This window comes from Eubacterium sp. AB3007 (assembly GCF_000688015.1).
Lineage (GTDB): Bacteria > Bacillota > Clostridia > Peptostreptococcales > Anaerovoracaceae > Aminicella.
The window spans coordinates 515349-541327 of the sequence record NZ_JIAD01000001.1 but is presented as its reverse complement, the minus strand read 5'-3'; the positions used below and the strand labels follow the sequence as shown (position 1 = coordinate 541327).

30 protein-coding genes are annotated in these 25979 nt (G+C 47.0%); 27 read left to right on the top strand and 3 right to left on the bottom strand.

Annotated features, from left to right (window positions below; genetic code table 11):
• The first annotated feature begins 12 nt into the window (after positions 1-12).
• The 10 genes from P156_RS0102625 (at position 13) to P156_RS0102580 (ending at position 7520) form a co-directional block, all read left to right on the top strand.
• A complete protein-coding gene (locus P156_RS0102625) occupies positions 13-486 on the top strand; it encodes a GNAT family N-acetyltransferase (protein WP_027868818.1) in 474 nt (157 codons plus the stop codon).
• Positions 487-518: 32 nt separating this feature from the next.
• The gene (locus tag P156_RS0102620; RefSeq protein ID WP_027868817.1) at positions 519-1055 is read left to right on the top strand and encodes a GNAT family N-acetyltransferase; all 537 of its coding nucleotides are present in this window, start codon (positions 519-521) and stop codon (positions 1053-1055) included.
• A gap of 41 nt (positions 1056-1096) precedes the next feature.
• The gene (locus tag P156_RS0102615) at positions 1097-1639 is read left to right on the top strand and encodes a GNAT family N-acetyltransferase (protein WP_027868816.1); all 543 of its coding nucleotides are present in this window, start codon (positions 1097-1099) and stop codon (positions 1637-1639) included.
• Positions 1640-1960: 321 nt separating this feature from the next.
• Positions 1961-3214: an ATP-binding protein gene (locus tag P156_RS0102605; RefSeq protein WP_027868815.1), complete on the top strand. Its 1254-nt coding sequence runs from the start codon at positions 1961-1963 to the stop codon at positions 3212-3214.
• Positions 3215-3563: 349 nt separating this feature from the next.
• The gene (locus tag P156_RS0102600) at positions 3564-4202 is read left to right on the top strand and encodes a GyrI-like domain-containing protein (RefSeq protein ID WP_027868814.1); all 639 of its coding nucleotides are present in this window, start codon (positions 3564-3566) and stop codon (positions 4200-4202) included.
• 4 nt (positions 4203-4206) lie between these two features.
• A complete protein-coding gene (locus tag P156_RS0102595) occupies positions 4207-4953 on the top strand; it encodes an N-acetyltransferase (protein ID WP_027868813.1) in 747 nt (248 codons plus the stop codon).
• Positions 4954-4962: 9 nt separating this feature from the next.
• Complete coding sequence (locus P156_RS0102590; RefSeq protein ID WP_027868812.1) at positions 4963-5274, top strand: TfoX/Sxy family protein; 312 nt, start codon at positions 4963-4965, stop codon at positions 5272-5274.
• A 34-nt stretch (positions 5275-5308) separates the two neighbouring features.
• Complete coding sequence (locus tag P156_RS0102585; protein WP_027868811.1) at positions 5309-5830, top strand: DUF4256 domain-containing protein; 522 nt, start codon at positions 5309-5311, stop codon at positions 5828-5830.
• A gap of 84 nt (positions 5831-5914) precedes the next feature.
• Positions 5915-6133, top strand: a complete 219-nt coding sequence (locus P156_RS13500) for a hypothetical protein (protein WP_242838718.1) — start codon at positions 5915-5917, stop codon at positions 6131-6133.
• 184 nt (positions 6134-6317) lie between these two features.
• Positions 6318-7520: an MFS transporter gene (locus P156_RS0102580; protein WP_027868810.1), complete on the top strand. Its 1203-nt coding sequence runs from the start codon at positions 6318-6320 to the stop codon at positions 7518-7520.
• Between the two features lie 158 nt (positions 7521-7678).
• On the opposite strand, the gene istB is transcribed toward P156_RS0102580, so the two are convergent.
• Together istB and istA are read right to left on the bottom strand one after the other, a co-directional pair.
• The gene (gene istB / locus P156_RS0102575) at positions 7679-8425 is read right to left on the bottom strand and encodes an IS21-like element helper ATPase IstB (protein WP_027868809.1); all 747 of its coding nucleotides are present in this window, start codon (positions 8423-8425) and stop codon (positions 7679-7681) included.
• 1 nt (position 8426) lies between these two features.
• Positions 8427-9788 (bottom strand): IS21 family transposase, encoded by a 1362-nt coding sequence (gene istA / locus P156_RS11275; protein WP_034802110.1) that lies wholly within the window; start codon positions 9786-9788, stop codon positions 8427-8429.
• Between the two features lie 455 nt (positions 9789-10243).
• Here istA and P156_RS0102565 point away from each other — a divergent pair, with 455 nt between their 5' ends.
• The 10 genes from P156_RS0102565 (at position 10244) to P156_RS0102520 (ending at position 18425) form a co-directional block, all read left to right on the top strand.
• The gene (locus P156_RS0102565; protein WP_034802107.1) at positions 10244-11455 is read left to right on the top strand and encodes a diaminopimelate decarboxylase; all 1212 of its coding nucleotides are present in this window, start codon (positions 10244-10246) and stop codon (positions 11453-11455) included.
• Positions 11456-12180: 725 nt separating this feature from the next.
• A complete protein-coding gene (locus P156_RS11270) occupies positions 12181-12960 on the top strand; it encodes a DUF4300 family protein (RefSeq protein WP_051600548.1) in 780 nt (259 codons plus the stop codon).
• The gene (locus P156_RS0102555) at positions 12957-13385 is read left to right on the top strand and encodes a hypothetical protein (RefSeq protein ID WP_027868807.1); all 429 of its coding nucleotides are present in this window, start codon (positions 12957-12959) and stop codon (positions 13383-13385) included. Before P156_RS11270 ends, P156_RS0102555 begins: the two co-directional genes overlap by 4 nt.
• Positions 13386-13388: 3 nt before the next feature.
• A complete protein-coding gene (locus P156_RS0102550) occupies positions 13389-13781 on the top strand; it encodes a DUF5301 domain-containing protein (RefSeq protein WP_027868806.1) in 393 nt (130 codons plus the stop codon).
• Positions 13782-13800: 19 nt separating this feature from the next.
• Positions 13801-14172, top strand: coding sequence for a hypothetical protein (locus P156_RS0102545; protein ID WP_185752128.1), 372 nt, complete (start codon positions 13801-13803; stop codon positions 14170-14172).
• Between the two features lie 20 nt (positions 14173-14192).
• A complete protein-coding gene (locus tag P156_RS0102540; RefSeq protein WP_027868804.1) occupies positions 14193-14510 on the top strand; it encodes a TfoX/Sxy family protein in 318 nt (105 codons plus the stop codon).
• Between the two features lie 581 nt (positions 14511-15091).
• Positions 15092-15661: a DUF3267 domain-containing protein gene (locus tag P156_RS0102535; RefSeq protein ID WP_027868803.1), complete on the top strand. Its 570-nt coding sequence runs from the start codon at positions 15092-15094 to the stop codon at positions 15659-15661.
• Between the two features lie 70 nt (positions 15662-15731).
• The gene (locus tag P156_RS0102530; protein WP_027868802.1) at positions 15732-16517 is read left to right on the top strand and encodes a PrsW family glutamic-type intramembrane protease; all 786 of its coding nucleotides are present in this window, start codon (positions 15732-15734) and stop codon (positions 16515-16517) included.
• 42 nt (positions 16518-16559) lie between these two features.
• Positions 16560-17249 (top strand): CPBP family intramembrane glutamic endopeptidase, encoded by a 690-nt coding sequence (locus P156_RS0102525; protein ID WP_185752127.1) that lies wholly within the window; start codon positions 16560-16562, stop codon positions 17247-17249.
• Positions 17250-17510: 261 nt separating this feature from the next.
• Positions 17511-18425: a radical SAM mobile pair protein B gene (locus P156_RS0102520; protein WP_027868800.1), complete on the top strand. Its 915-nt coding sequence runs from the start codon at positions 17511-17513 to the stop codon at positions 18423-18425.
• A gap of 154 nt (positions 18426-18579) precedes the next feature.
• Here the strand turns inward: P156_RS0102520 and P156_RS0102515 are convergent, their stop codons facing one another.
• Positions 18580-19038 carry a hypothetical protein gene (locus tag P156_RS0102515; protein ID WP_027868799.1) on the bottom strand — a complete coding sequence of 153 codons (459 nt, stop codon included), beginning with the start codon at positions 19036-19038 and terminating at the stop codon, positions 18580-18582.
• Positions 19039-19532: 494 nt separating this feature from the next.
• Between P156_RS0102515 and trpE the strand changes: the two genes are divergently transcribed.
• From trpE to trpA, 7 genes are read left to right on the top strand one after another with little or no spacing between them, the layout of a single operon-like run.
• Positions 19533-21011: an anthranilate synthase component I gene (gene trpE, locus P156_RS0102510; protein WP_027868798.1), complete on the top strand. Its 1479-nt coding sequence runs from the start codon at positions 19533-19535 to the stop codon at positions 21009-21011.
• Positions 21008-21574 (top strand): aminodeoxychorismate/anthranilate synthase component II, encoded by a 567-nt coding sequence (locus P156_RS0102505; RefSeq protein WP_027868797.1) that lies wholly within the window; start codon positions 21008-21010, stop codon positions 21572-21574. Before trpE ends, P156_RS0102505 begins: the two co-directional genes overlap by 4 nt.
• Before the next feature lie 3 nt (positions 21575-21577).
• Entirely contained in the window at positions 21578-22609 is a 1032-nt protein-coding gene (trpD, locus tag P156_RS0102500) for an anthranilate phosphoribosyltransferase (RefSeq protein ID WP_027868796.1), read from the top strand.
• Positions 22606-23388, top strand: coding sequence for an indole-3-glycerol phosphate synthase TrpC (gene trpC, locus P156_RS0102495; protein ID WP_027868795.1), 783 nt, complete (start codon positions 22606-22608; stop codon positions 23386-23388). The genes trpD and trpC overlap by 4 nt, the downstream gene beginning before the upstream one ends.
• Positions 23385-23993, top strand: a complete 609-nt coding sequence (locus P156_RS0102490) for a phosphoribosylanthranilate isomerase (protein ID WP_027868794.1) — start codon at positions 23385-23387, stop codon at positions 23991-23993. Before trpC ends, P156_RS0102490 begins: the two co-directional genes overlap by 4 nt.
• Positions 23990-25180 carry a tryptophan synthase subunit beta gene (gene trpB / locus P156_RS0102485; protein WP_027868793.1) on the top strand — a complete coding sequence of 397 codons (1191 nt, stop codon included), beginning with the start codon at positions 23990-23992 and terminating at the stop codon, positions 25178-25180. The genes P156_RS0102490 and trpB overlap by 4 nt, the downstream gene beginning before the upstream one ends.
• A complete protein-coding gene (trpA, locus tag P156_RS0102480) occupies positions 25173-25943 on the top strand; it encodes a tryptophan synthase subunit alpha (RefSeq protein ID WP_027868792.1) in 771 nt (256 codons plus the stop codon). Before trpB ends, trpA begins: the two co-directional genes overlap by 8 nt.
• Positions 25944-25979 lie beyond the last annotated feature (36 nt).

Here is a 25979-nt window from a genome sequence, read left to right as displayed (position 1 = left end):
AAATCGGGATTTATGGAAGAAATAATGAGTAGTGGTTATGAAATAGCAAAAGAAAAAGATATAAGGGAATTGTTTGATCTGCAGCTGAGAGCATTCGAGAGTGAAGCTGAAATGATAGGCAGCAGGAATGTGCCCGCTCTGATGGAGTCCCTCGAAGAAAACCGGGCGGATTTCAGGAACTGGACGGTGCTTGTAAAGCGCAATGATGAGGGCAGGATCATCGGGGCCGTGAGGTTCAGAGAAGAAAGCGATCATATCGAGATCGGCCGCGTCATGGTTGCACAGGAATACAGGAACCGCGGTGTTGCGATCGGTCTGATGACTGCAGTCGAAGAACTTACGCAGGCAAAAACATTCGAACTGTACACCTGCACTAAAAGCTATATCAATATAAACCTGTATGAGAAGCTCGGTTACCGAATATACAAGGAAGAGCAGGGGGACAGAGATCTGTCATTTGCATATATGAGAAAAACTATTGGCTAGATTGACAACTTCCATTTTGCAGGGAGGATTACGTGAAAATAGAAAAAGATGAAATAACAATCCGAGATTTTACGGAAACAGATCTTCCACTCATGTTTAAATGGTTGACAGATAAGAGAGTGCTGGAGTATTACGAAGGTCGTGACGTCAGGTTTACGATGGATACTTTGTCTGCACATTTTTTGGAAGAAATTCCAGATGGATTCAGAATGATCATCGAGTATAAGAAATCCCCCATCGGATATGCACAGGCCTATCAATTGAGTGGTGAATTGTTCGATGAATATGACTATCCTGACGATGGACATATAGTGTTTGCTATGGATCAGTTTATAGGTGAGTCGAAATACTGGAGTAAGGGAATAGGCTCATCTTTTTTGAAAATGATGGCTTCTCATCTGAAAGATAATATGGCTGCGGAACGAGTTCTTCTTGACCCGCACCAAGATAATAAAAGGGCTATAAGGGCATACGAGAAAGCCGGGTTTAAAATCATTAAATCACTTCCAAAACATGAGATGTTTGAGGGAGAAAAAGTAGATTGCTGGCTGATGGAATTAGCACTGTAGATTCCAGTTTGCAGAGATGCCGCTGGTAAGAGAGGTATGCCATGATACTTGAAACGAAAAGATTGATCCTCCGACCGTGGGAAGAAAGCGATGCGGAGAATTTATTTAAATATGCAAGTCATCCTGATGTGGGACCAATCGCAGGATGGGCGGTTCATACAAGTGTAGAGAATAGCCGTGAAATAATCCGGAGGGTTCTTTCAGCGCCGGAGACCTATGCTGTAGTATTAAAAGAATCAGGCCAGCCTGTTGGCAGCATTGGACTTATGCTTGGGAAAGCCAGCAATATTGGCCTTCCTGATTCAGAAGGTGAAATCGGCTACTGGATCGGAGTTCCGTATTGGGGACGAGGGCTGATACCGGAAGCAGTCAGGGAATTGATGCGCTACGGTTTTGAAAACCTGAAACTTAATAAAATATGGTGTGGTTACTTTGATGGGAATGAAAGGTCAAAGCGTGTTCAGGAGAAGTGCGGTTTTCATTATCATCATACGGCCTATAATGTGCCCTGTGCCATAGAGGGCGTTCTCCGAACGGAACATATAACATGCCTTTCCAAAGAGGAATGGCAGTCTGTCAGATAACTTCCAGTTTATAAAGACAGACCAAAGCTCCTCACTACCAATCACGGCGTAAGTAAGTAAGATAGGAAATCTTTGATTTCCGTAATCGAACTTATACACAGTAGTGGGGAGCTCTTATTATGCCTCGACGTCGATTGTGATCTCGGACTTGAAGTCGACGGTGAAGTGATCCTCGAAGACAGTGGTCTTGGCGATGTGCCTTGGGACCATCGATTGGTTCATGATAACGTTGCAGCGATTGTGCAACGATAAAAATAACGTTGCATAATCGTTGCAACGATGATATGATGTTTGTACCAGAATGCCGAAGGAGGTATCACAATGAAAGAAAGCCGAACTCTTGAATTCAAGCAGGATGTCACAAATTCTTTTCTGAAGACAGTCAGTGCGTTTGCAAACTTCGGAACAGGGACTATCTTGTTCGGCGTTGATGACTCTGGAAAAACTGTTGGGGTTTCAGATCCGGACAAAGTCCGATTAGACATTGAGAATCGCGTCAATGACAGCATCAGACCAAAACCAGAGTATTCGATAAGTGTGAATCGAAAAACAAATGTAATATCCTTGGATGTTCAAGAGGGAAAGTACAAACCATATCTTTACAAGGGTAAAGCATATCGGAGAAGTGATACTGCAACATTAGAAGTAGATCAGGTGGAGTTGAGAAGACTGACTTTGGAGGGGGAGAATCTTTATTATGAAGGGCTCCCTTGTGGAACGGACAAGTTGACTTTCAACTACTTCGAATCAAAACTTGATGAAAAGCTGGAGATAAAGATCTTGACCGAAGATATCCTACGAACATTTGGCTTAATAAATGATGATAAGAGTTACAATAATGCTGCTGCCATTTTCGCTGACAGCAATCAGTTCTGCGGCATGGATATAGCCAGATTTGGTGATTCAATCAGTGAAATACAGGACAGAGAGATGATATCCGGAGCCTCGATTCTAAAGCAGTATGATGGTGCGGTTATATTGTTCAAACGCTATTATCAATATGAAACTATACAAGGCATTGAGAGAAAAACCGTCGACAGAATACCGGAGGAGGCATTTCGCGAAGCAATAGCAAATGCTCTTGTCCATAGGACCTGGGATATAAACTCGCATGTCAGAGTAGCTATGTTTCCAGATAGAATTGAGATATCATCACCAGGAGGGCTTCCAAAAGGTATAACTGAAGAAGAATACCTGAAAGGATCTATCTCCAATCTGCGGAATCCTATTATCGGAAACGTTTTTTTCAGGTTACATTATATTGAAATGTTTGGAACAGGAATCAGACGTATCAAAGATGTGTATTCAAATGCTCCAATCAAGCCGGATTTCGTTATCACAGATAATTCAATAAGTGTCATTCTTCCGTGTACCGACAGGAAAATGGAAGTTTCTGCAGATGGGGGAAAGGTGCTGGAAGTTCTGAACACAGGAACAGTTTTATCCAGCAGAGAAATAGCCGATGGACTAGGATGGAGCAAGGATAAAGCGATTCGAGTGTTAAACACACTTCTGTCCGCAGGATATATTCAAAGGATTGGGAATGGCCCCGGAACAAAGTATGTAAAACGTTGACAAGTTTCCGATGACATATGTGATAATCTGACATCGAAATGGACGTATCGAGCCATGTGGAGTGCGTAGTATTGATGTCTAAAGCAAGCACATAAGAGGCGCTGAAAGGCTTGAAAACAAGCGGTTTATGAAATTAGCGCCTATCGAGTCGGCCACTCAGGAAGCTCAAAAAACGCTCGACGGGAACTTATCTACAGCTCATTTTGCCGCAGGGTTGAGTAGGGCGTTTAGATGTCATAGGGTTGAGTGTGCCATTTAGATGTCAGAAACGGTAGGGTTGAGTGGGCTGTTTAGATGTCGAGGGTTGAGACGGTTGTTTAGATGTCAGGATGTTTTGGAGGAATGAAAAATGGCTTTTGATTATAAGAAGGAATATAAGGAATTTTACATGCCGAAGAACAAGCCGTCTATCGTGACGGTACCAAGCATGAACTATATTGCCGTTCGCGGACATGGCGACCCGAATCAGGAAGACGGCGAGTACAAACAGGCGATAGGTCTTCTGTATGGTCTTGCTTTCACGATCAAGATGAGTAAGAAGGGTGATCATCAGATTGATGGATATTTTGATTATGTAGTGCCGCCTTTGGAGGGATTCTGGTGGCAGAATGGAGTAATCGGTGTCGATTATACCAATAAGGATTCTTTTCAGTGGATCTCCGTCATCCGTCTGCCGGATTTTGTGACGAAAGAAGATTTTGAATGGGCAGTCACAGAAGCTGCTGCAAAGAAGAAGCAGGACTTTTCAAAGGTTGAGTTTTTTACTTATGATGAAGGGCTTTGCGTACAGTGTATGCATATCGGATTCTACGATGATGAGCCTGCCACGGTACAACTGATGCATGATTTCATGGAACAGAAAGGGTATGAATTAGATATTACCGATAAACGCCTGCATCATGAGATTTATCTGAGCGATGCCAGAAAAACAGCGCCGGAGAAGCTGAGGACGGTGATCCGGCATCCGATAAAAGTGAAGGGGAGATGATCATATGGAGTACATCAGAGTTACAAAGGAAAATCTGGGAAAGGAGCATATCTGCTGCGCCATTTCCAACAATAAGGATGTTCAGGTGTCATCGAAGAAGGTGTGGCTGTCCGATAGGTTTGATGAGGGACTTGTCTTTCTGAAAAGCGTGGAGCGCGGAAAGTGCTTTATAGAATATATTCCGGCTGAGAACGCGTGGGTTCCGATCAAGGCTGACGGTTATATGTATATCGATTGCCTGTGGGTGTCCGGGTCCTTCAAAGGTCATGGCTATTCTACTGACTTGCTGAATGCCTGTATTGATGACAGTATAGAAAAAGGAAGGAAGGGACTGTGTATTCTGGCTGCGTCTAAGAAGAAGCCTTTCCTTGCTGATCCCAAATTCCTGAAATATAAAGGGTTTACTGTGTGTGATGAGGCGGATAATGGCATCCAGTTGTGGTACCTGCCTTTTGTGACGGATGCAGACAAGCCCCATTTTCGGGAATGTGCAAAGCATCCTCACATAGAAGAAAAAGGATATGTGCTGTATTACACCAGCCAGTGTCCGTTCAATGCGAAATATGTTCCGGTTTTGGAGCAGACAGCCAAAGAGAATGCCATACCATTCCATGCGATTCATATCAAAAGCAGAGAAGAAGCGCAGAATGCTCCGACGCCGATCACAAATTATGCGCTGTTCCATGACGGGGAATATATTACGAATGAGCAGATGAACGAAAAAAAGTTCCTGAAACTTGTGAATGCATAGGAGACTCACATGGCATCAACAAAAGAATACCTGGACTTTATCCTTGAACAGCTATCGGATCTTGATGAAATTAGTTTTAGGGCGATGATGGGAGAATATATCATCTACTATCGCGGCAAGGTGGTCGGCGGCATATATGATGACCGCTTTCTCATCAAGCCTGTGAAATCAGCAGTCGCCATGATGCCGGACGCAGAGATGGAACTGCCATATGAAGGGGCGAAAGAAATGCTCCTCGTGGACGATGTGGAGAACAGGGAGTTTTTATACGAGTTGCTGGAAATGATGTATGATGAGCTGCCTGTTCCGAAAAAGAGATAGACAAATCGGGATTTGTGGGGGGTGAAGTGTAACGATGATAGAAATTTTGAAAAACAGGTTTGAGCAGAATATGACGAGGCATCCTGATCTTAAGTGGGAAGATGTGGCTGCTCGGCTGAAAGAGGCTCCAGAGGCGCTGAAAGTGCTGAGAAGTATGGAGGAAAGCGGCGGTGAGCCGGATATTATCGGCATCGACAGGGCAAGCGGGAAGCTGATTTTCTGTGATTGTTCTGTGGAAACTCCATCAGGGAGGAGAAGTCTCTGCTATGATGATGAAGCCTTGAAAAAGCGAAAAAAGAATCCGCCTATAGGGAGTGCAGTGAATCAGGCTAAGAAGATGGGGGTGTCACTGCTAACAGAAGAGCTTTATAGAAGATTGCAGGAGCTTGCTCCGGTCGATCAGAAAACATCATCCTGGATAGCCACTCCAGACGACATCCGCAAGCTGGGTGGAGCTTTGTTCTGCGAGCGTCGTTACAATACTGTTTTTACGTTTCATAACGGTGCTGATTCGTATTATTCTGTGCGTGGATGGCGAGGTTATATAACTGTCTGATAAAATAAACGCAGGTGAAAAATGGATCAGTAAAACAGCCATCCGAAATACATCATTTTAGGATGCGTGAGTCAGTTCACTGTTATGCCGCTTCTCGCCTTCGGACTCGGGACTTTGTTCGGATTAGACACTGCACTGCTCGCCGGGGTCATCCTGGTAGGGGCATGCCCTGGAGGAACAGCAAGCAACGTCATAACGTATCTTTCAGGAGGGGACGTCGCTCTCTCAGTCGGTATGACTTCTGTAAACACGGTGCTCGCGCCTTGTCTTTACCCTGGCAATAACTTACCTGTTCCTGCATAAGAGCGTGGAAGTAGACGCCGTGAGCATGTTTGTTTCAATAATACAGGTGGTGATAATACCGGTCATGATCGGGAGCTGTTCTGGCCAACATATACGGTATTCTTGCATCAGATGTTTTGTAAAAGAATAGCGACAAATTCCAGCTTGTCGGGATGACGCAAAATCGTGATTTGTGGAGTAGAACATGGATAAAAAAAGGGCTTTGTCTGGCGCCATAACATTTATAACCCTGATGGGAATCGTAAGTCTGTTTTCGGACATGACTCATGAAGGCGCCAGAAGCATATTGGGCGAATATCTGAACCTCGCAGGGGCATCCGCTGCAACCATCGGATTTGTGTCCGGTATAGGAGAATTGTGCGGGTATTCACTAAGGCTCATATCCGGATTTATAGCAGATAAAACGAAGAAATACTGGACATTTGTTATCACAGGCTATGTAATACAGGTTCTGGCAATTCCTGCACTGGCACTCGTACCTGAACATGGCTGGATTTGGGCCTGCGGTCTTGTGATCCTGGAGCGTATCGGAAAAGCGATAAAAAAGCCTGCCAAAAACACATTGGTAAGCTTTGCGGCAAGCGAGATCGGAACCGGAAAAGGCTTTGCCTATCAGGAGTTTCTGGATCAGCTTGGCGCGTTTCTCGGACCGGTACTGCTTTTTGTAACAGCTCTTGTAAAAGGTACAGACGACCTTTTTACAACATATAGGATCTCTTTTGCGGTACTGCTTGTTCCTGCAATGATCACCATAGCTCTTGTTTTGACAGCAAAGATAAGATACCCTGATCCGGAGATCTTTGAAAAGCAGGAAGATAAACCGGCAAGCTTTGAATTCAGGAAGTCATTTGTTCTGTTCATGGCGGCCATCTGCTTTTTTGCTTTTGGCTTTGCAGACTTCACCCTGATCACACTTCATTCGGCTAATACCGGAGCATTTAATGAATCCATGCTCAGCCTGCTATATGCTGGGGCAATGGCTGTGGATGCCTTTGCTGCACTATTCTTTGGCTGGCTTTATGATAAGGTCGGGCTGAAGGCTCTGATCATTTCCACACTGTGCAGCACATTCTTCTCATGTTTTGTTTTTATGACTGGAAATGCCTGGTTGATCGGAGCTGGGATAATTCTGTGGGGGATTGGAATGGGTGCGCAGGAAAGTATTATGAAAGCAGCTGTCAGCGGAATCGTCCCACGTTCCATGCGAAGCACCGGTTTCGGAATATTTGAGACAGGATTTGGTATTGCGTGGTTTCTGGGCAGTTGGCTTCTCGGTGCCCTGTATGATTTGAATCCTGTGTATCTTGTCACTGTGTCTGTGGTATCACAGTTTCTGGCGATTGCATTTTATGCTTTATGCCTCCGGTGCAATAAGACAGAGTGCTAACAATTCCAGTTTGTCGGTGGACAATTTCCCTGTTACTGATAGGGTCACTTTGATAACTTCCCAATGACGGGCATGGCGTTTTTATGAATGTCAACCAGAAAGTGATCCACGTGCTCGTTTGATTTTGAGCCACCTGTGCTCATTTGAAAGTGAGCCATTTAAACCCCGGCTTTTGAATGGTCAAGCCGATAAGAGTTCCCGTTCATGTCGAGTACATATGACTTGAACGTAAGGCGGTCTACCAACGCTGCTACAAGCCCTGTGTTTTCAAAGAGTGTTGTCCACTCTGAAAAAGCAAGATTCGTAGTGACAATGGTACTGCCAAGCTCACTTCTGTCAGCAATAACTTTAAACAGCAGTTCTGACTGAAAACGGTCAAAACTTACATACCCCATTTCATCGATGATCAGAAGGTCGACTTTCTGGATCTTCTTTTCTAGTTTGCCCAAAGCGTAGTTGTCTTTGGCTTCTGACAGCTCAGTTGAAAGGGATGCAGCATTTTTAAACAAGACACTTTTCCCATTGGCACATGCCTTGAGCCCGATGCCGATAGCCATATGGGTCTTGCCCCTCCCGGGATTGCCGATCATGACGAGATTTTTCTTCTCATCAATGAACCTGCAGCTGGCAAGTTCACTGAGAAACAAGTCGGATATTTTACCGTCATATCGGGAAAGATCCAGTTCATCGATCGTCTTTGTATATGGGAATCTGGCCTGTTTCAATCTTTTGCGATTGTTGTTTTCCTGGCGTTGTTCCCGTTCGGCATACATCAATTCCAGGAGAAGTTCACCGAAGGAACTGCCAGGACCTGCATGCTCCTGGATCTTGCGATATCTTGCAAATGTCGGCACTTTAAGTTGTTTAGAAAGCAGTTTGATCTGTTCATCTAATGCGTCGATCATTTCAGTTCACCTCCTTTCCGATGCTGAGAGCATCATATTCATGGAGGTCAACACTCCGGACGAGCACGGGATCGGATATGTCATTGCTTTCAGCATGACTGTTAGCCATGAATTCCAGCAGATCGATGACATTGTCACGACCTTTCTCGGATCGCAACTGATCCAGGACTTCGGGAGGAATGTTCTGCTTCACCGGAGCCGCATCGAATATCGCACGCGGTCGTTGCTTTAGCAGCGGCAGGTAATCACTCAGGTGATATGATGACTGTTCCTTGCCTGTAAGTCTTGCATGTGTAGAGATCAATTCGCCATTGCAATAGATCTCGATCGTTTCCGGGTATCCTTTGATGCTGACCGGATGTCCTACATATCTGACCGGAACAGAGTAGGTGTTCGTTTTGAAACGTACTGTAGAAAATGCATTCACACGCGAAGAGACGCATTTCGCAGTTTCAAATACATATTGCGGCAGGTCATGCAGAAGGACCTGTTCTTCCCGGAACAGTTCGCCTACAGAGGCATGTCTGCCACGAATGGTGTGATCTTCATATCGAAGACACCGTGCCAGGAGCAGTTGGGTCAATTCGCCGATGGACTTTACCCTTGGTACAGGGACGCATATATTGCGGCGTGCCCATCCGACGAGGCCTTCTACAAGGCCCTTTTCGTGCCCTTCTGCAGGATTACAGAACACGGCATCGAACCCGTAGTGTGAGCTGAGCATGGAGTATCCATCCTGCAATTTGGCTTGTTTGCCGAAGCCATCTTTTACAGCAACTTTTCCGTTATCGAAGATGACTCTCGACGTCGAGCCGCCAAACACATGGAAGGTCTTTACAAACGCGTCCAGGAAACTTTCTTCATTCTGTTTTCTGTATGCGAGCACGACAGGACGACAACTGTAGCATAGCCGTGCGCAGAACAGGTTGACCACAGTTCTTACATCATCCAGGTAAACTGTTGCCGTACCCCAGTCGACCTGCATGGCATCGGCAGGATCAAACTGGAGCGGTATGAATGCTTTTGGCATCTTACCGCGTATATCACGGACTGCGCGTCTGACCGTGGATTCCCCGCCCCGGAATCCTTTCTCCTCGACGAGACGGTCGTATATCTTTCGGGCTGTGTGCTTCTGTTTCTTTAATCCTTCTGCTCGGTCTTCCTCAAGGCATGAGCAGATGAAGGAAAGAACGTCCTCTGTAAGGACAGAAGCCTTACGCTCTGGAGTTTTACGCTCCCATGGGACCTTTTCTCCCTCACAATACTTTTTAACCGTATTGCGAGAGATCCCCATGGATCTGGCGATGCTTCGTTGGCTCTCGCCATCGAGGAACCGCTGTCGGATCTGTTTGTAATCGCTCATTGAAATCACCACCTGTATCACCTCCGAACCTGATATCAGGTTCAGAGTATTACGAAAGTGGCTCACTTTCAAGCGAGCATTATGTCTAAAAGTGGCTCACTTTTAGATTAGCATTTATAGCGTTTTTGACATTCATAATGTACACTCTTGCCACGTTGAGACGGTAGTATTGATGTCACGCGTTAAAGACTGACCGCCGAAAAAGTGCCGTATTTCCTGGCTTTTCGGGCATCAGGGCATCAGTGCCGGGGAGACGGTTTGACCGCAAAAATCGCTCTGTCAGAACATATCAACCGCTTCTGTCAGAGGGTTGAGTAGGCCATTTAGATGTCATCGGGTTGAGTGGCCGGTTTGGATGTTTTTGACATAGGGTTGAGTTAGTGATTTGGATAATGGCGGGTTGTGGCTGCGATTTAGATGTCAGCGCGACAACTCGGGATTTGGAGCTGAGGAACATGAACAATCGCACCCTTATAGAAAAATGTGCAGAACGCTACGACAGTTTCTACTTGTATGATGAGAAAGGAATTCTGGAAGCTCTTTCGAAATTGAAGCGGTGTTTTCCGGATGTTTCGTTCTTGTATTCCATCAAATGTAACTCCAATCCCCATGTGTTGAACTGTATTTTCGGTCAGGGACTTGGCGCAGATGCCGCCAGCTTGGGCGAGGTTCTTCTGGCAAGTGAAGCGGGACTGACCAGAAATCAGATATACTATTCTGCCCCCGGGAAAACTGCAAAGGAGATCGAAGGCGCTTCCACAAAAGCCACTTTGATTGCAGACAGTCTGGATGAGGTTGCTCGAATCCAACAGGTTGCTGCACGCACAGGAGGGGTATTCAGAGTTGGCCTTCGCATCAATCCGGATTTTACCTTTGATAACAGCCATGGGCTTCCCTCAAAGTTTGGCATAGACGAAGAACAGGCCGTCCGTTTTCTTCAGAAGTACAACTATGAAAATGTTGAAATCAATGGGATTCATGTTCACCTGAAAAGCCAGGAATTGAATCCTGACAATTTAGCCGCGTATTATGATAAAATGTTTGGACTTGCTAAACGGTTTTATGATATCTGCGGCGGGCTTGAATATGTTAACATGGGATCCGGGATCGGCGTCCCCTATGCAGAATCGGACACTCCGCTGGATCTTCCTTATTTGGGGAAGTTCGTCCAAGAACATATTCGGAAATTCCGGGAAATTTGTCCCGGTACAAGGGTAATCATTGAGCTTGGCCGTTTTGCCGTCTGTAAGCATGGTGTCTATGTGACAAAAGTGCTGGATCGCAAAGAATCCTACGGAAAAACATTTGTGATCCTAAAGAATACCATGAACGGTTTTCTGCGGCCATCGTTGGCCAAGCTGGTTGAACGATACACACTGGGACTCTCGCAAACTTCTGTCGAACCGCTGTTTACCTGCGCGAATGCTTTCCAGTTTCTTCCTTTAACAGAACACAAGGAGGTTGAGACCGTTACACTGGTTGGGAATCTCTGTACTGCTGCTGATGTAATAGCGGAAAACGTTGTTCTGCCGCATCTCGAATGCGGAGATTGCGTTGTCATCACAAATGCAGGCGGCTATGCCGCAGTCTTATCGCCCATGCAGTTTTCCTCGCAGGATCGGCCTGTTGAAATCTTCATGACGCAAGATGGAGAGCTAATAACATGAATTCGACATATTCCAGTTTGCAGGGATGTGTCGGTAGACAATTTCGGTCATAGCAAAAATCTTGGACAAATTCGGTCATAGCACCGACATCAATTTCATAGTCTCCAGGCATGTGGAGTGCGTAGTATTGATGTCACGGGTTAAGGATTGACTGCCGAAATAGTGCCGTATTTCCGGGCTTTCCTGGCATCAGGCCGTCCGCGGCAGTGGGCGGATTTGACCTTAAAAATCGCTCTGTCAGAACATATCAATCGCTCCGGTCGGAGGGTTGAGTAGGCCATTTAGATGTCAGAGGGTTGAGTGGCCGGTTTAGATGTTTTTGCGGTAGGGTTGAGTTAGTGATTTGGATAACAGCGGGTTGTGGCTGTGATTTGGATGTCGGGGGTTGAGACGGCTATTTAGATGTCAGGGCAGAGAGGAGCGTTGCTATGGGATCTGTGTATGTTGCTCACTCGCGCAGCTCGAAAAACACTCCCCGGAAACTTATCTACGGCTCATTTTGACGGAGGGTCGAGTGCGCTGTTTGGATATCAGAGCATTGCTGTATATTTGGATGATGAAAACGCAGTGGTTCGAATGTTTGTGATTTTGGATCGAAGAGTGGGTAAATGTACTCTTGTAAAACTCGCATCAAATATAGACTCTCAACCAGAGTGGCTACAATAATTCTAACGGCTTAGAGTTGATGTCGAGGGAATTTAAAATATGAGGTCAAATAAGGACGAATGAGTAGAAAATCGATCGTACTGAGCCTTCTTATGGTTCTGGTGCTAACCGCGCTTGCAGCATGCAGTTCGGGAAAGGGAAAGCCGCTCGAATCCGGCGACATAACAAAAGAAAACGTATCGCAGGTGTGCGAAATCCTAAATGAGGCAGGTCTCTCCAATGTGGATGTGTTTGAGAAATGGGTTAAGGACTCGGCATCTGGTGCGTCCGAGAAAGCTTCGGACATGTCTGGCTTTACCGATGCCGACTGCCGTATGACAGTCATGCTTCTTGCAGGTGAACTGATCAAATACGACAGCGTTGAGGAAGACTACAATGGCACTTACCTGATGTTCGATATGGATGCGATAGAGAATAAAGACGAGTACAGCATACTGAAGGAAAAGAAACAGCTGTTTACTACCATGTTTGGCGAAATGGCAATCTCGAAGAATAGGTTTGCCGAAACCCTACCCGAAAACTGGAGTAAACATGGAATAAATGTGGAAAGCGATAAATGCTCCGTCATCAGCATCCTGTTTAAGGCTTATGAGGAGGAGGCAGCATTCGTTGGACATACCGGTATTCTGATTGATTGCAGGAATATCGAATCTGTCGATAGCAACTATTTGTTCGTGGAGAAGATCGCTTTCGGCGATCCATTCAAAATCACACTCTTCAAAGATGAGAACGATCTGATAGAGATGCTTTCCGAGAGACCGGACTACACATCAGAAGAGGGCGACCCTGCGCCGGTTGTATATAAGAATGGGGAGAGTATAGGAGAACTGAAACGATGAGAAAAATGATTGCATTATTGCTTACCGTTATATGTGTTGTTATGTTAGCTGGATGTTGCGCGAAGTCTTCGTCTGAAGTAACAATAGATTACGGCAATTCATCAATATACTCAAAAGAAGATATGGATTCTGCAATTCAGATGATAAAAAAAGAATTTGATACTTGGGATGGCTGCGAACTGCATAGCATCACCTATGGTACGGATGAGGAATGCAATGATGAAAACATAAAGTGGATGAATGAGCTGGAAAAAGCAAATGATGCAAAGGAATCATTCGCGCAGTGTATTATGTTTAAGAGCAATTTCCATTCACCAAAAGAAGGCGGTGGTGCTTGGGATGCAGATGAAGAGTATACGGATTGGCAATGGTGGCTGGCACGTTCTGACGGTGGTCAGTGGAAGCTGATGACGTGGGGATATTAACGAATGAATAGAAGAATCCTTATATTAACAATGATTTGCATTCTGACAGTTTTGGCTGGATGCGGAAAGAAAGCTGAGCCGATAGATTTGCCATCCAATGAGGCTGTCATAAGTATAGAGGTCATTACGCTCGACGGAGCTAAAGCCGATATTACAGAAGCCAATCAGATTGAGACAGTCATGACTGCTTTAAGCGCAGCTGAACCGACTCGGTTGGAATCCGTAAATGACCAGCCTACGAATGTTGACGCCTACGGAACCATCAGCATCAATACCGTTGGTGAATCAACAGTGGTTTACTACTACGATAAAGATAGTAAACACTATATCGAACAACCGTACAGGGGAATTTATGAGATGGAAGATTATTTAGAAGAGACTCTGCTTCAAGAGTAAGTGAGGTGTCGAAATGTCTATGAAGGCAGTTAAGATCATTGATGCGATCTGCATTGTAATATTCGTGCTCATGGGCGTGTATATATTTGTTTTGCCTAATGCAACACAGGATTTGCTGTTGCCTGTCTTTACAATCATTAATCCCTATAAGACCGGAGCGTGGATCATGGGAATCGGATTTCTTGTCACCTGTCTATGGGGAAAAGGAAGGGCAGGCTTGGTTTTAGGTATAGTGTTGCTGGTGTGTTATCTGATTACGGCGTTTGTATCACTGGTAGGATTGATGGTGGTGACAACCGGGCTTGACCTTCTGTGGTATTTGCATCCTATTCCTATTGTAATTGGATGCATTGTGGCAATTTGCAGGAAGACAAGAGGACAATCATCATAATCAATGTAGGAGAGAATAGTATGTCATCAAGTAAAGATTATCTGGAATACATATTAGATCAGCTTTCAGGGCTGGATGACATATCCTATCGTGCCATGATGGGGGAATACATCATCTACTACTGCGGCAAGGTGGTCGGAGGTATATATGATGACCGCTTTCTGGTGAAACCTGTGAAGGCTGCGGTGACCATGATGCCAGATGCAGAGTTGGAGCTTCCGTATGAAGGAGCGAAAGAAATGCTGCTTGTAGACGATGTAGAAAACAGGGAGTTCCTGCGAGAGCTACTGGAAGCGATGTATGAAGAACTGCCTGCTCCGAAGAAGAGAAAGAAGTAAGACATACCAAAGCTCCTCACTACCAATCAAGGCGGTGGGGAGCTCTTATTATGCCTCGATGTCGATTGGAGACGGGGATGCGGACAAAAACCTGGACACATATGAGGGCTCTGAAAGGAGTCATTGATGTATTCAGAAGAGCAGAGAGTTAAGGCACTACGTATGTATCATCGGATAGGATCCGTTACAGATACAGTGCGCCGACTCGGTTATCCAAGCAGAGAACAGTTGCATAACTGGATTCGCAACGAAGGGAAACCAAGAGTAAAACGAAAGAAACCCAATTGTAAAAACACCATCGAGCATCCCCGAAACCCTCCGGCGGAGTTTAAGCTGGAAGTATTTCGTCGTTGTTTTGAGAAGGGAGATAGTGTAAAATTAGTATCAGAGGAAATTGGATACAGCCGATCCAGATCAGCACGCTCAAGAACGGATCACTATATAATGCTGACCAGGGCATTGTTCCTGATTTTACCATCAGCAAGTACGATACTTTCTACGACCGTGAAAAACTGGTAGACTTCATCCACCAGCTTCCTTGATCGAAGAAAAAACAGGTCTTATATTCAAAAGGAGAACATATGACATTTCACTATGCAGGTAAGTACAGCGGCAATCCGGATGATATTCCTTGTCTGGAGCATGAACCGGGAGCAGTGCAGTTCAAGGAAGCTAAGGATCCAAAACAGCTCAGCGGTATAATGTCCATAATTTCAGTCGCAATAATATTCTTTTTCTTCATTCTGGCGTGCATAAGAGCCCGAGATGTTGTCTTCAGCTATGCAGGAGTCTTTCTGTATCTTCTGACGATCATTCCCCATGAGTTCCTGCACGCTATATGCTTTAAAGATGATGTGTATATGTTTCATGATCTGAAGCATGGGATGCTGTTCATGGCGGGGCCGGAGAGGATGAGCAAAGGTCATTTCATATTCAAATGCTTACTCCCGAGTATAGTGCTTGGGTTTATCCCGTTCATCATTTTCTGGATCAATCCGAAACTCACTGTGCTGGCAACACTGGGCATGCTTGGCATAGCGACTGCTGCAGGAGATTTCTATAATGTGCGTAATGCATTGCGCCAGGTGCCGAAAGGAGGCCGGATATACCAGCACAAATACGATACATTCTGGTATATGCCTGAGAAATAAAAAAACCTGGCTCGATCGTATCCGTTTACCTGATCGGGCTGGACTATATAAGTATTATGGAGGATAAAAAATGATTTTTGCAGCACTTGCACAGTTCGCTGTGTGTTTTCTCATTCTGGCCTGGGTACTCAGGAAAAAGACCGGAGAACCTTATTCCAGGAAAGCGGTCATCAAGTTCGTATTATTCGGCGCACTGGGTGTGATCCTGTGGTTCTGCCTGTCACAGGTACTGCCTATTAAGGAAGACACATTCTTTGGCATGAACCCGATCGTCAGCGGCTTTCTGACGGCCCTGATCACTGCCTCTCTGACCGAAGAGATCATCAAATACATCGTGTTCCGTCTTGCAATAAGGAAGAACAGGGAAGTTGTCTGCTGGCTGGATGTGATCATAGCAGCGATCGCTGTTGGTATCGGATTCACTCTTCTGGAGGATATGACTTATCTGTTCGACGGTGCCGGAACTATTATCCGGGCGATCCTGCCGGGTCATATCCTGTTCCAGGGGATCATGGGATATTATTACGGCAAAGCCCGTGTCACTGGACAGTCCAAGTATCACGTATTGTCACTGCTAGTACCTATTCTGGTTCACACAGTGTTCGACATGTTTATCATAGGCCTCATGTCGGTCGTCGGCAGCACTAAAGATCTAGTAGGCATAACTGCGGACCAGCTAGCAAATCTGCCATACTACAACTATCTTATCCCGATGGCGATCGGTGCCATTGTGGCTATGATAGGAACCCTCATCGCACTGATCCTGTTCCTCAGGAAAGTCGGTGCATGGAGCAGGAACGGCGACAAACAGGAGCTTGCCGGGGAGAGACGGAAAGAGAATCATTCCATGTGTTAAGGAATAAGTACGATGTTTCAGTTTGGAGAAAGACACCCGGTCTTGTTTGAGATCGTTCTGGTCATTGCGGCATTCCTTGCCGCCGGGGTTTTTTCGCTGGTGGGTGCGATTTTCAATGTGCACCCCGCGCTGAGTTCCTCGGTCGGCAGGGTTCTGATCGGCGCGGCGCTGATTGTGATTTATAATAGAGCGTTTACACGCGACCGGCCTTTTAAGAACCTTCCAGCGGTCATTCCGGCGCTGCTGTTTGCCGCGTGGAATCTCTTTTACAATTTCAGTTCCGGGATGGTGTTCGGAGGAAGAAATTTCGTAATCGAGGCTTTGGTCACTGCGTCGGCGCCGGCCATCTTTGAGGAAGTCCTTTTCCGGGGCATTCTGATCTATAACCTGAAGAAAAAGGGAACCGGTGCGCTTCCATGCTTGTTCATTTCCGCTGCTTTGTTCGCCGCAGCGCACCTGACCAATCTGGTCGGCCTCGATGTCGTCAGCGTTTCAGTACAGATGGCATACTCTTTTGTGGTCGGCATGGTTTTCGCTGCCGTTTATCTCAAGAACAACAGCATCCTGCAGGTCATTGTCGCCCACTTCCTGATCGATTTTACAAACAGCCTGTTCGTTGAGCAGCTCGCCTCGTCATCCGCGCCACAGTTGATCCTCTTTGGTGTTCTGCTGGTTGCGGAAGCGCTTTATGCCCTGTGGCTGACCAAAGCAAAGAAGATTTCAGGCCGCTAATTTCCAGTTTGTAGAAGTGTTCGGCCGAAGAGAAACAGTAGATTTTTTCGGTTGAACGCGCTCTGGTTGGTTAATTCGCTTGTACTGTGGACATTCATAATGGCGTCTCGGGGCATGTGGAGACGGTAGCACTGATGGCATATGCTGACAGGTAAGAGGTGCTGAAAGGCTTGAAAATAAGTGGTTTTTTGTTGTATTTGGGATAGCAAATGAAGTAAAAGATAGAGAAAAGATGATGATTGTTGATAATGTGGAGGAAGCATGACAAAGCATAGCAATATCAAAATAGGGTATAAAGAAACAATGAGCGTAATGACAAAATCCAATGGGCCTCTTGGCGGGTATGCGGTAAACCCTTATATTGGATGTACGCATGGTTGCAAGTATTGTTACGCGTCATTCATGAAACGGTTTACAGGTCATACAGAAGAATGGGGAACATTTCTGGATGTAAAAGAATGGCCGGAAATAAAGAAACCAGAGAAATATGCTGGACAAAAAGTGATCATAGGTACAGTTACTGACGGTTATCTTCCACAGGAAAAAATCTATGAAAGAACAAGAGCAATACTTGAGCAACTAAAAGACAGCGGTGCGGATATACTGATTTGTACGAAGTCTGACCTTGTGCTTCGCGATTTGGAGCTGCTAAAGGAAATCAATAAGAAAAACAGGCTGACTGTATCCTGGTCGGTGAATACTTTGGACGAGTGCTTCTGTGAAGACATGGATGATGCTGTCAGTATTGAGAGAAGGCTTGCAGCGATGAAGCAGGTTTATGATGCAGGAATCCGCACAGTGTGCTTTATTTCACCAGTATTCCCTGGATTAACAGATATAGAAGCAATATTTGAACGAGCGAAGGATCAATGTGATTTAATATGGCTTGAGAATCTTAATCTTAGAGGCGGATTTAAGAAAGTAATCATGGACTATATTGCGGAAAAGCATCCGGAGCTTTTTCCGTTGTATCAGGAAATATATACTAAAAAGGACCGTAGCTATTTTGAAGAACTTGAAAAAAAAGCAGAAAACTTGGCTCAAAAATATGGCTGCAGATTTGTAGACAATGAAACCCCGTATGAGAGAGTTCCAAAGGGTCAGCCAACGATCGTCGACTACTTCTATCACGAAGAAGTGCGCGGTACCAAAAACACTGGGAAAAGAAACAAATAAATTCCGGTTGAAAGGGTCTTCTATGATAATATCAATCATAGGAGACTCTTTATGTCTAAGATAAAAGGATATGCATGACTTGAAAGAATATGACAGGGGCTTTCCCCTGTCATATGTTGCATTCAAAGACTGTCGCTGCTGTTGTTTGCTTGTATCATTCATTATCAGGCAGGTTTATGGTAAATGTCTTGGTGTTGGTTTCATCTACAACGCCGGAGATTTCACCACCTTTGATCTGAAAGGTGTTATGGACATCTGTGATCGCTTGTGAAGGGACCGTAATATCGAAATATTCTTCCTCGCCATCATTTCCCTCCAAGGTGATCCTGGCAACTTCCTTGTTTCCTCTCAGTACAATAATATCTTGCCCGAATGACTTATTGATCACGCCAGTGACAACGATATCTTTAGGGGAATCGGCAAAAAACTGATACTCATCTAACTCGACTCTTGCTTTGACCGCGTTCTCCGGAACCGTTTCCTCGGATTGCTCTTCTTCATAAGTAGTATCAGAGCTTTCATCATCACTTGCGGCCGGAGATCCACATCCCGCCAACGGAACAAGTAATAACATAATCATCAAAAGTATTGAAAACAGCTTCTTCGTAATCATTTGGATCGATCCTTTCTTTTCATACAGTTACCGACGGATAATTGAATATAGTATACCATCTGCTGGTTTATGTTTCAATATAAAATCATTTCGTATGAATAAATATTATATTATATTTGTAGATATTGACAAGTCGCCAAAATTGTACTAATATATAAAAAATCTTTTATCTAAACCGTTGACGCGGAGATAACGGCAATGATGCCTTTACAGAGAGCCTGCGATGCTGAGAATCAGGCAAGAAACAAGTTGTCAAATGGACCGCTGAGGGCGCAGTCAAAGACACATTTCTGTGTTGAGTATTCTGCGACGTTGCAGGCAGACGTTATTTGCCGGGGATATGATGGTATCCTGCTAAGCGCACGAGGGGACTCGTGAATCAAGGTGGCACCGCGGATCATGTAGAATTCGTCCTTGACAGATCGTATTTCTGTCAGGGACTTTTTTGTGCTCATCTGACAGGAAACACCATAGAGTTTCAGGAGGTAAGAATTATGAACATTTCACCGGCACTCAGCGATGTGGAAAAGATCGCAGCCACAGGGAAATACGATGTGCTTCCGGTCAGTTGTGAGATACTGTCAGATTTCATCACACCCATTGAGGCGATCAGAATCCTGAAGAATGTATCCAAACACAGCTATATGCTGGAATCCGCTCAGGCAGACGAAACATGGGGGAGGTATACGTTTCTCGGGTTTGATCCAAAGATGGAGATCACCTGTATCGGCGGCACTATGAACGGGATTCTGGAAGCCGGCAAAATGAAATACGTCACAGGTGACCCATCGGATTATATACGAGGCGTGCTATCTGCATACAGAAGCCCGCGGTTTGAGGATCTCCCACCTTTTACAGGAGGGCTGGTAGGATACTTTTCGTTCGATTACCTCGGCTACAGCGAGCCAAGTGCAATCACGGAGACGAAAGACAGTGAGCACTTCCGGGATGTGGACCTCATGCTGTTTGACAAGGTAATTGTATTCGATCATATCCGCCAGAAGATCATCCTGATCGTGAACATGGCGCTTGATGATCCGGATACCAACTACCGAAAAGCCGCCTGGGAACTTAAGCAGCTGATGGATCTACTGAGGAGTGGAGAGAAGAAGATGGAGCCAGGAGGGAGGATCCTCGGCGAAGTCACACCTCTGTTTAGCAAGGAGGAATTTTGCTGCATGGTGGAAAAGGCAAAGGGTTACATCAGGGAGGGCGATATCTTTCAGATCGTTCTTTCCAATCGATTGAGTGCTCCCTTTGAAGGGAGTCTGTTGAACACCTATCGAGTATTGCGGACCATCAACCCGTCACCGTATATGTTTTACTTCTCGGGGACGGATGTTGAGGTCGCGGGGGCATCCCCTGAGACGCTGGTTAAACTGGACAAAGGTGTGCTTCACACCTTCCCGCTGGCAGGGACAAGGAAGCGGGGCAGGACAGAGGAGGAAGACGATGCCCTGGAAGCCGAGCTGCTCGCTGACGAGAAGGAACTGGCCGAACACAACATGCTGGTAGATCTGGGCAGAAATGATCTGGGGAAGATCAGCAGGTTCGGTACAGTAGAGGTGGAAAAGCTACGGTCCATCGAACGATACTCTCATGTGATGCACATTGGCTCGACGGTACGAGGGGAGATTCGGGATGACAAGGACGCACTGGATGCCATAGAGGCGGTCCTTCCGGCAGGCACTCTGTCCGGTGCTCCCAAAATCAGAGCGTGCCAGCTCATCGGAGAACTGGAAAACAATAAGAGGGGAATTTACGGTGGTGCCATTGGATATATCGACTTTACGGGCAATATGGATACCTGCATCGCCATCCGCATCGCCTATAAGAAAAACGGAAAGGTGTTTGTGAGAAGCGGTGCGGGCATCGTGGCGGATTCTGTCCCTGAGAAGGAGTACGAAGAGTGCCTGAACAAAGCCAGATCTTCCCTCAAGGCATTGGAACTTGCACAGGAGGAGGAATTATGATTTTGCTAATCGATAATTATGATAGTTTTTCCTATAATCTCTATCAGATGATCGGAGCGTGTGATCCAGAGATCCGGGTCATCCGCAATGATGAAATGTCGGTAGAACAGATCAGGGAACTCAGACCGGAGCACATTGTTTTGTCCCCTGGCCCCGGGCGACCCGAGGATGCAGGCATTCTCATGGAGGTTGTGAGAGAGATCCACGAAATTCCGATCCTTGGTGTCTGCCTCGGCCATCAGGCGATCTGTGCTGCTTATGGCGCCAGGATCACTTATGCGAATAAATTGATGCACGGCAAGCAATCCAAGGTGCGGCTGGACGAGGGATGTCCCTTGTTCAGGGGCTGTCCGGAAACGACGGAGGTCGCCCGTTACCATTCACTGGTCGTCGAGCCCGGTACGATTCCAGTACAGCTTAGAATCACAGCGGAGACAAAGGACCATGAGATCATGGCTGTACAACATAGAGACTATCCTATATACGGGGTACAATTTCATCCGGAGTCCATTATGACACCAGATGGGGAGAAGATGCTGAATAATTTCATAAAGGAGATATAATACATGATTAAAGATGCCATTGTAAAGATCGTAAGTAAAGAAGACCTTACCTATGAGGAGGCATATACGGTGATGAACGAGATCATGAGCGGTGAGACAACTGCTACGCAGAACGCTGCTTTTCTGGCGGCACTCTCCACCAAAAGTGCCAGAGCCGAGACCACCGATGAGATCGCAGGATGTGCTGCGGCGATGAGAGCCCACGCTACCAGGGTCGATACGGGGATGGAAGTCTTTGAGATCGTTGGGACCGGCGGTGACAACGCACATAGTTTCAATATTTCCACGACCTCGGCACTGGTGGCTGCCGCTGCGGGGATGAAGGTTGCCAAGCATGGAAATCGTGCAGCATCCTCCCTGTGCGGCACAGCAGATTGTCTGGAGGCACTCGGCGTCAATATTCAACAAAGTCCGGCAAGGTGTCTACAGCTTCTGGAGGAAGTTGGGATGTGCTTTTTCTTCGCACAGAAATACCACACCTCCATGAAATATGTGGGGTCGATCCGTAAAGAACTGGGATTCCGTACCGTGTTTAACATTCTCGGGCCCCTCACCAATCCGGGAACCCCCTCTATGCAGCTTCTGGGGGTGTATGACGATTATCTTGTAGAGCCTCTTGCCCAGGTTCTGATCAATCTGGGGATTCGGCGAGGCATGGTCGTATACGGGCAGGATAAACTGGATGAGATCTCCATGAGTGCCCCCACCACGATCTGTGAGATCCGGGATGGCTGGTACAAGTCCTCCGTGATCAAGCCGGAAGACTTTGGGTTTGTTCGTTGTACAAGGGAGGATCTTAGAGGCGGCACACCAGATGAGAATGCCAGAATCACGCTCGCCATACTGAACGGCGAGAAGGGCGCTAAGAGAAACGCGGTCCTGATGAATGCAGGGGCGGCACTCTATATCGGCGGCAAAGCGGAAAGCATCGCAGACGGTATAGAGCTCGCCGCGGAAATCATTGATTCTGGGAGAGCGATCGAGACACTGCAAAGACTCATTGAGATAAGCAATCGTCCGGAGGCAGAGGCATGACGATACTAGAACAGTTGGCTGCATACGCGCATATTCGCGTGAAGGAAGCAAAGCAGAGGCGACCGCTTGCTGAAATCAAACTACAGGCGATGAAAACAGAGAAAGGCGACTTTGCTTTTGAGAAGGCGCTTAAGGGCCAGGACCTCTCGTTTATATGCGAGTGTAAGAAGGCATCGCCCTCCAGGGGCCTGATCGCCCCGGATTATCCGTATCTAAAGATTGCCAGAGAGTACGAAGAAGCCGGAGCAGATTGCATTTCTGTGCTGACGGAACCAAGATGGTTTCTGGGAAGCGAAGAGCATCTGAAAGAGATCGCCTCAGAAGTATCCGTACCTTGTCTGCGAAAAGACTTCACTGTGGATGAATATATGATCTACGAGGCGAAGTTGCTGGGTGCTTCGGCGGTGCTTCTGATCTGTTCTCTGTTGAGTGAAGGACAGATCAGGGAATATATCAACCTCTGTGATGTACTGGGACTCTCAGCGCTGGTGGAAGCCCATGATGAGGCGGAGGTGTCTATGGCACTTGGAGCGGGCGCAAGGCTGATCGGGGTCAACAACCGCAATCTGCGTGATTTCTCGGTGGATACAGACAATAGCCTGAGGCTGCGGGCACAGATCCCTGATGATGTGCTGTTTGTGTCGGAAAGCGGTGTGAAAGAAGCAGCGGACATCGCCAGGCTGCGCGAGATCGGAGTGGATGCTGTTTTGGTCGGAGAGACGCTAATGCGGGCCAAGGATAAGAGAGCCAGACTCGCAGAACTGCGAGGTGGGGTATGACCAGGACAAAGCTTTGTGGACTTTGGCAAATAAGGGATATTGTCGCGGCAAACGAGGTGTCGCCGGACTTTGTAGGCTTTGTGTTCGCTCAGGGGAGCACCCGCTATGTGTCACCGGAGCACGCATCGGCGCTCAGAAAGTTGCTTTCGCCAGGCATCAAGGCAGTGGGCGTGTTTGTGGATGAGAGTCCGGAGATGGTTGCCGCGCTGCTGAACCAGGGGATCATCGATTTGGCCCAGCTTCATGGGCATGAGGATGAGGCGTATATCGATGCTCTTCGGAACATCACGGACAAGCCTTTGATAAAGGCAGTTCGTGTGCGTACCGCAGAGGACATCGAAGAAGCGAACCAAAGCACCGCAGATCACGTTCTGCTCGACTCTGGCACAGGGACAGGCAGGGCGTTTGACTGGAGCTTTCTCAAACATATGACCAGACCATATTTCCTGGCCGGTGGTCTGACACCGGATAATGTAGCGGCGGCGGTGCGCAGGTTACGGCCTTTTGCGGTGGATGTCAGTTCCGGTATAGAAACTGAGGGGAAGAAGGACAAAGCAAAAATGACAGCCTTTCAGGCAGCAGTTCAGGAGGTGAACGATCGATGACGAACCCAAGGGGGCGTTTTGGGCCTCACGGAGGACAGTATATTCCGGAGACCCTTATGAACGCGGTGATCGAATTGGAGGAAGCTTATGAGCATTACAGATCAGATACCACATTTAACAGCGAGCTAACGACGCTGCTCAACGAGTATGCAGGAAGACCGTCGCGGCTTTACTTTGCAGGCAGAATGACGAGTGACCTGGGAGGCGCAAAGATCTATCTGAAACGCGAGGATCTCAATCATACAGGGGCACACAAGATCAACAATGTTCTGGGGCAGGCACTGCTTGCAAAAAAGATGGGGAAGACCCGCCTGATCGCGGAGACCGGCGCTGGACAGCACGGCGTTGCAACCGCCACCGCTGCAGCGCTGATGGGGCTTTCGTGCGTAGTTTTTATGGGGGAGGAGGACACCGTCCGTCAGGCGCTGAATGTATACCGCATGAGGCTGCTTGGTGCAGAGGTGATTCCTGTCAAGACAGGTACATCAACGCTGAAAGACGCTGTATCGGAAGCCATGCGAGAATGGACATCCCGTATCCACGACACGCACTACTGCCTCGGATCGGTGATGGGGCCTCACCCGTTCCCTGCCATGGTTCGCGATTTTCAGGCGGTGATTTCTCGAGAAACCAGATCACAGATCCTGCAGAAGGAGGGCAGACTGCCGGATGCGGTCATTGCCTGTGTGGGGGGTGGGTCCAACGCCATAGGCAGTTTCTATCACTTTCTCGATGACCAGGATGTACGTTTGATCGGATGCGAGGCAGCCGGCAGAGGCATCGATACACCGGACACGGCAGCCACCATCGCCACAGGAAGAGAAGGGATCTTTCATGGAATGAAATCCTACTTCTGTCAGGACGAATACGGACAGATCGCGCCTGTCTATTCCATTTCTGCGGGATTGGATTATCCTGGTATCGGCCCGGAGCACGCTTATCTGCATGATACCGGAAGAGCGGATTACGTTCCTGTGACGGATGAAGAAGCGGTGCAGGCTTTTGAATATCTGGCAAGGACAGAAGGAATCATCCCGGCCATCGAATCGGCACATGCCGTGGCTTACGCCTTGAAGATCGCGCCCTCCATGAGCAAGGAGGAAATCGTCGTGGTCACACTTTCCGGAAGAGGCGACAAGGACTGCGCCGCCATCGCCCGGTACAGAGGGGAGGATATTCATGAGTAACATTGGACGAGCTTTTCAGAATGGGAAAGCATTCATTCCCTTTATCACCTGCGGTGATCCTGACCTGGAAACGACAGCTTCCGTCGTCCGTGCAGTTGTGGACAGTGGCGCAGATCTGATTGAACTCGGCATCCCGTTCTCGGATCCCACGGCAGAGGGGCCTGTCATCCAGGCCGCCAATCAAAGAGCATTGGAAGGCGGTGTAACGACCGATCGGATCTTTGATCTCGTTCGGGATCTGAAACGTGATATCAGTACACCCATGGTCTTCATGACCTATGCCAATGTGGTGTTTTCCTACGGTGCGGACAGATTTCTCGCGAGCTGTCGGGAGATCGGGGTAGACGGGATCATCCTTCCTGACCTGCCTTATGAAGAGAAGGAAGAGTTCCTGCCCTTCTGTAACCGATATGGAGTGGATCTGATCTCACTCATCGCCCCCACCTCAGATAATCGCATCGCAAGGATCGCAAAAGAGGCAGAAGGGTTTATCTACATCGTGTCCAGCCTTGGTGTGACCGGGACGAGGAAAGAGATCACTACCGATCTGGATTCCATCACAAAAGTTGTAAGAGAAAATGCAAAGGTGCCCTGTGCCATCGGATTTGGCATTTCCACTCCTGTCCAGGCGAAGAAAATGTCAGAAATAGCGGATGGGGCGATCGTGGGTTCGGCAATCATCAAACTGATCGAACGATATGGAAGAGCGGCACCTGCATATGTGGGTGCTTATGTGAAAACCATGAAAGATGCGATTCGATAGAGATAGGGAGCTCCGCATTTGTGGAGGGGCTGTATT

What these genes read in the sequence shown, in the direction of transcription:
- trpE (WP_027868798.1), top strand. Translation starts at nt 19,533, where the DNA reads ATGAACATTTCACCGGCACTCAGCGATGTGGAAAAGATCGCAGCCACA.
- istB (WP_027868809.1), bottom strand. Translation starts at nt 8,425, where the DNA reads ATGATCGACGCATTAGATGAACAGATCAAACTGCTTTCTAAACAACTT.
- P156_RS0102595 (WP_027868813.1), top strand. Translation starts at nt 4,207, where the DNA reads ATGGAGTACATCAGAGTTACAAAGGAAAATCTGGGAAAGGAGCATATC.
- istA (WP_034802110.1), bottom strand. Translation starts at nt 9,788, where the DNA reads ATGAGCGATTACAAACAGATCCGACAGCGGTTCCTCGATGGCGAGAGC.
- P156_RS0102555 (WP_027868807.1), top strand. Translation starts at nt 12,957, where the DNA reads ATGAGAAAAATGATTGCATTATTGCTTACCGTTATATGTGTTGTTATG.
- P156_RS0102580 (WP_027868810.1), top strand. Translation starts at nt 6,318, where the DNA reads ATGGATAAAAAAAGGGCTTTGTCTGGCGCCATAACATTTATAACCCTG.
- P156_RS0102515 (WP_027868799.1), bottom strand. Translation starts at nt 19,038, where the DNA reads ATGATTACGAAGAAGCTGTTTTCAATACTTTTGATGATTATGTTATTA.
- P156_RS0102535 (WP_027868803.1), top strand. Translation starts at nt 15,092, where the DNA reads ATGACATTTCACTATGCAGGTAAGTACAGCGGCAATCCGGATGATATT.
- trpA (WP_027868792.1), top strand. Translation starts at nt 25,173, where the DNA reads ATGAGTAACATTGGACGAGCTTTTCAGAATGGGAAAGCATTCATTCCC.
- P156_RS0102605 (WP_027868815.1), top strand. Translation starts at nt 1,961, where the DNA reads ATGAAAGAAAGCCGAACTCTTGAATTCAAGCAGGATGTCACAAATTCT.
- P156_RS0102530 (WP_027868802.1), top strand. Translation starts at nt 15,732, where the DNA reads ATGATTTTTGCAGCACTTGCACAGTTCGCTGTGTGTTTTCTCATTCTG.
- P156_RS0102490 (WP_027868794.1), top strand. Translation starts at nt 23,385, where the DNA reads ATGACCAGGACAAAGCTTTGTGGACTTTGGCAAATAAGGGATATTGTC.
- P156_RS0102540 (WP_027868804.1), top strand. Translation starts at nt 14,193, where the DNA reads ATGTCATCAAGTAAAGATTATCTGGAATACATATTAGATCAGCTTTCA.
- P156_RS0102545 (WP_185752128.1), top strand. Translation starts at nt 13,801, where the DNA reads ATGAAGGCAGTTAAGATCATTGATGCGATCTGCATTGTAATATTCGTG.
- P156_RS0102550 (WP_027868806.1), top strand. Translation starts at nt 13,389, where the DNA reads ATGAATAGAAGAATCCTTATATTAACAATGATTTGCATTCTGACAGTT.
- P156_RS0102600 (WP_027868814.1), top strand. Translation starts at nt 3,564, where the DNA reads ATGGCTTTTGATTATAAGAAGGAATATAAGGAATTTTACATGCCGAAG.
- P156_RS0102625 (WP_027868818.1), top strand. Translation starts at nt 13, where the DNA reads ATGGAAGAAATAATGAGTAGTGGTTATGAAATAGCAAAAGAAAAAGAT.
- P156_RS11270 (WP_051600548.1), top strand. Translation starts at nt 12,181, where the DNA reads ATGAGTAGAAAATCGATCGTACTGAGCCTTCTTATGGTTCTGGTGCTA.
- P156_RS0102520 (WP_027868800.1), top strand. Translation starts at nt 17,511, where the DNA reads ATGACAAAGCATAGCAATATCAAAATAGGGTATAAAGAAACAATGAGC.
- P156_RS0102590 (WP_027868812.1), top strand. Translation starts at nt 4,963, where the DNA reads ATGGCATCAACAAAAGAATACCTGGACTTTATCCTTGAACAGCTATCG.
- P156_RS0102615 (WP_027868816.1), top strand. Translation starts at nt 1,097, where the DNA reads ATGATACTTGAAACGAAAAGATTGATCCTCCGACCGTGGGAAGAAAGC.
- P156_RS0102565 (WP_034802107.1), top strand. Translation starts at nt 10,244, where the DNA reads ATGAACAATCGCACCCTTATAGAAAAATGTGCAGAACGCTACGACAGT.
- trpC (WP_027868795.1), top strand. Translation starts at nt 22,606, where the DNA reads ATGACGATACTAGAACAGTTGGCTGCATACGCGCATATTCGCGTGAAG.
- P156_RS0102585 (WP_027868811.1), top strand. Translation starts at nt 5,309, where the DNA reads ATGATAGAAATTTTGAAAAACAGGTTTGAGCAGAATATGACGAGGCAT.
- trpD (WP_027868796.1), top strand. Translation starts at nt 21,578, where the DNA reads ATGATTAAAGATGCCATTGTAAAGATCGTAAGTAAAGAAGACCTTACC.
- trpB (WP_027868793.1), top strand. Translation starts at nt 23,990, where the DNA reads ATGACGAACCCAAGGGGGCGTTTTGGGCCTCACGGAGGACAGTATATT.
- P156_RS0102505 (WP_027868797.1), top strand. Translation starts at nt 21,008, where the DNA reads ATGATTTTGCTAATCGATAATTATGATAGTTTTTCCTATAATCTCTAT.
- P156_RS13500 (WP_242838718.1), top strand. Translation starts at nt 5,915, where the DNA reads ATGCCGCTTCTCGCCTTCGGACTCGGGACTTTGTTCGGATTAGACACT.